This is a genomic window from Okeania sp. SIO2B9 (assembly GCF_010672505.1).
In the GTDB taxonomy this organism is placed as follows: Bacteria; Cyanobacteriota; Cyanobacteriia; order Cyanobacteriales; family Microcoleaceae; genus Okeania; species Okeania hirsuta.
Window position 1 is genome coordinate 1 of the sequence record NZ_JAAHGK010000735.1, and the last position, 3,927, is coordinate 3,927.

Below are 3,927 nucleotides of genomic sequence, written 5' to 3' on the forward strand. Positions count from 1 at the left end.
TCTTTGCCTTTTTCTCCATATATGGGAGTTAAGTCTTTAACTATTCTGTCTGTAGTTTCTGCAATATTTTCTATACCTAAGTCGTCTATGATTACATATCCTTGTTCGGCAAATTGTTTGACAAGTTTTTTTGTATCTTTGTCTAAAGTTAACTGGCTAAAAATTTGTTCAAAAAATGGCGAATCTACCAAAGGTAAATTCATCACAGGAGGAGTAAACTTTTTATCTGTTGTTTTGCTCATAATTTGTGAATAAAGAAATAACTAAGGAGGAGCAAAATATTATAGCAATTTTCATTAGATATCTCCAGAAAAGAGAGAGTAGGGAGTAGGGGAAAATAATTGATAATTTCTGTGCGATAATTGATTTTATTTTTGATTCTTGGAGATGTCTATTTATAGCAGGAAACAGAGAATAGGGAATAGCGGGAAAAACATTTCCCCTGATTCAGATCATCATCCACATAAGTCCTAAAATGCCTGTCTATTGCAATAGATAGTACCAAATTCACGCCAAGGTCGTTACATTTTAATCTGTATTTTCTGCCTTACTGGACAGTAAAAAGTTTTTGTATTCATAAAACAGTTGGTTTCATGTGAAAAAATGCTCCAGATTTGATTGTCTGGTGAATAGCGTTCGAGTATTTAAGAATTTTGTCAAAAGTAGCCCTGACCTACTTTTGGCTAAAATCTGCTTTCTTTGCTCGGCGAGTGTCAGTAGAACTATCTGTTCACTTGGATAACCATTGGAGGGTAGGGTACGAAACCAACGAGGCAAGTCCTTCGAGATCATCATGGGCATCTCTAAACTAAGCAGTTGTAAAATAGCTAGAGCTATAGCGTTGCTCAGTACAAACCGTTCCATAGCTTCGACTTTTCTGTGAAATTGTTGCTGCTGTTTGTTCGGATATCGATTGAGAATTAAGTAGTCTTTCGGCCACCCCTGAGTTGGGAGCAGAGCTTTGATCCAAAACCGATAGCTAAAACCAGATAATAGTTGAATCAAGTTGCGGAAAGTGACTTCAATCTGAAAACGCCAACTATCAGCCGTTAAAATTTCTGCTGCGGATAGAGTCAGATCAGTTGATAGCAGAATTATTTGTTTGCCCTCCGGCCATACAGCTAGTACAAAGCGTACCCTTTGAGCAGGACAATCCCAATGCCAATCTATGCACCGATATCTGAGTGTTACCATCTTACCGTAAAGTACTAGAGTTTCTGTACTCAAGGAGCTTTTGTGAGCAAACAAGCTGCGTAGTTTGACTGATTCACCCCAGATGCGAGGTCTGCCACGACTGCATTTGAGCGGTGGTGGTGGTAAAGGATGTTTACCTACTGCATTGATTCGTACTCTTGTAATTAAATGTAGCTTATGCTTTCTCAACTCTTCAATCAAATTTTGAGAAGCAAACTCAGCATCCAGAATGATATAGCTACCAGCATGGAGCAGTTCTACGCACAAAACAGACATTCGCTCTACTATTGTAGTTTGATCATCCTCAGCTACCTTGATACCATCTGGCAATCCCAAAGTCACAGGAACTACTTTCAAACAACAACCTGCTTTTAAAAGTATGGTAATGACTCCAAAGTAATGACCTCATATCCATTCTGGCTTCGTTACATTTTCTGATTCATTATCTAGTTTTTTCACCGCAGGCATTTTTTTTCTTCCTTACCGACTTTTATACCATCACCTACATAAACTGGTTGACCTCTAAGACAGTGAACTTTTGGGTGAGTGATTAACCATTCATGCCACCCCATGGATAATTTTTGAGCACTAATTGCCTGGGAATGAAACCAGTGTAAAGCTTGGGTGTAGTAATTTTGTGTTAGTCCCACAGCGTTGAGATCGCTGGTAACTGCCCGATGTTGGTTGCATAAAAGAATGCCCTAAATCAGGCTCACAAACCATTCATCAGTGGCATGACGACTAAATACTGGACGTAAGTTGGTCAAGATTTGCTCTATCGTACCGATTATGTGGATAATAGAGATTAGCTGGTCAAATTTAAGAATCATTAACCAGTATGCACCATTCCCCGACTTTTAGTGGGGAATGTTTTTTTTCCACTCAGAACTTTGTACTGTCCAGTGCCTTAAGTAGAGTAGAATAAAAAAAATTTTCGCGCGCAGATATTTTAAATATCGGGACTTTAGTCAAAAACATCTGAAAAATACTGTCAAAAGCTTACTTATGAAGATTTTCACGTCAAATCAGCTTGTTTTTGATAGGTGTAGTTTTTAGCTATTTTACCCTTTTGATGTATTTTCCTTGCTCTGTATGATTTTCAGTTATTTTTGGGGACAAAAATATCAAAGTCCCGATATTTATCTTCTATAGGACTCTTATGGTATCTTTGCACGCGGTATGTGCTTTTAGCATTGAAGTATGGGCGAATGGCCGTTCGCCCCCTACAGAAGTCAGGAAATTCAGAAATAGAATAGGGGAAAAAGCGGATAAGACCCCGCGACGACGTTAGTCGCATCTGGTAGCGCACCAAGCAGGTAGACAAATACTCCCTACTCCCCCACCCCCCACTCCCTGCTCCCTTTCAGTGAATTATTATTCCTCAAATTGCAAAAGGTCTTTCACAAATTCTTGATCGAGAATCTTTTTGGGTCTTAATACTAGCAAAACCCGTCCAAGTAGAGGTATATTAGGTAATTCATCAAAGCACTGCATCTCTATTTTCCCAGCTTGGTCTACGATAAAATAACCATCCTCATCCCATTCACGTTGAGACCTATCAATAATTAACAAAACTTCCTCAGTTGCTCCTGGTATTGGAGTAGGCAAGCGATCGCTATTTTCAATCACTGCTACAGGATCTTCTGCTTGCATGACAACTCGCCATCCAGGTATCCCTACCCAAGCACCTGTTCCACCAGAAAACTTTACTATTCCATGAGACCCCACCTCCTCAACTATAGGGACAGCTTTTAAATCTTCCGTGTTCAGGGGGAATTTTCCCACTACTGGTAAAATACGGGGCAATTCTTCTTCTGACTCCATTCGATAAATTGGCAGACGGGGTGCTGGTCTCTGAGAAACAATAGTAAAATCAGTTAGTAACTTTTCAAGTTGTTTTCTAGCTGTTTGAGAATTAGCTAATTTAAGACCTTTAGCAATGAGACGAGATCTTTGTTGTAAGTCGTTTTGTTGCCTAGCTAGTTTCCAACATTGATAAGCTACTATATCTCCAGGGCGATCGGAAAATCCTTCTGGTATTGTTTTCATCCGAGCAAAATCCTTAATGGCCTTTGCTAACTCTTTCGCATCATCAACATCAAGATTATGCTCAACTATAAACTCAGTTGCTATAATTCTTTGCTCTTGAGTTAAAATTCTCAATTCGTAAAGAATATCACTTCCCGATCTCTCAAAGCGCGATAAAAAATCTGTTCCACTTTGCGACTGTACATTTTTTGCGGTTTTGGCATTGACAATACTTGTATATACTTGAGATCCTACTATCACCTGATTTTGCTGTACAGGTTCAAATCCTGTTGCTTCAAATATTTGCTGAGAAGTATATCCAGCTTTTTGTAGTTTTGCACAAGCTTGTCCCCACTCTACCCAGTTACTTTCTTTGCGACGTAGCAAACCAATTAAGTTTTCTATCTCTACTGGGTTTGTTGATTTTTCTTGAGAGTTGGGGGAATTTTCTGGTGTTTCGATCATAATTGATGGTGCACTTTTTTTGTTTTAATTTTAAATGAATGAATAAGCCTTTGACCATCCTACCTAAAAATATATCAGCTACGGATATAAGGCCATAAGTTAATTTATTTCTGAGATATAACACCAAAAATCAAGTGGAATAATTTTTGGCGATACAAGGTTTCGGTTGAATATTGACAACTTCTAAGATAGATGGTTGTTAGATGATACCAATTCACATTTAAAGTTTGAAACTATTTG

General features: G+C 38.5%; 3 protein-coding genes and 1 pseudogene. All 4 read right to left on the reverse strand.

What is annotated here, in order from left to right; all coding sequences use genetic code 11:
* Positions 1 to 242: pseudogene (locus F6K13_RS22475) on the reverse strand (hypothetical protein); the annotation flags it as partial.
* Positions 243 to 591: 349 nt separating this feature from the next.
* Positions 592 to 1,551, reverse strand: coding sequence for a transposase (locus F6K13_RS22480; RefSeq protein ID WP_124154396.1), 960 nt, complete (start codon positions 1,549 to 1,551; stop codon positions 592 to 594).
* 98 nt (positions 1,552 to 1,649) lie between these two features.
* Entirely contained in the window at positions 1,650 to 1,844 is a 195-nt protein-coding gene (locus F6K13_RS22485; RefSeq protein ID WP_124154397.1) for a hypothetical protein, read from the reverse strand.
* A gap of 724 nt (positions 1,845 to 2,568) precedes the next feature.
* Positions 2,569 to 3,687 carry a RuBisCO accumulation factor 1 gene (locus tag F6K13_RS22490; protein WP_124145078.1) on the reverse strand — a complete coding sequence of 373 codons (1,119 nt, stop codon included), beginning with the start codon at positions 3,685 to 3,687 and terminating at the stop codon, positions 2,569 to 2,571.
* Between the last annotated feature and the right edge of the window lie 240 nt (positions 3,688 to 3,927).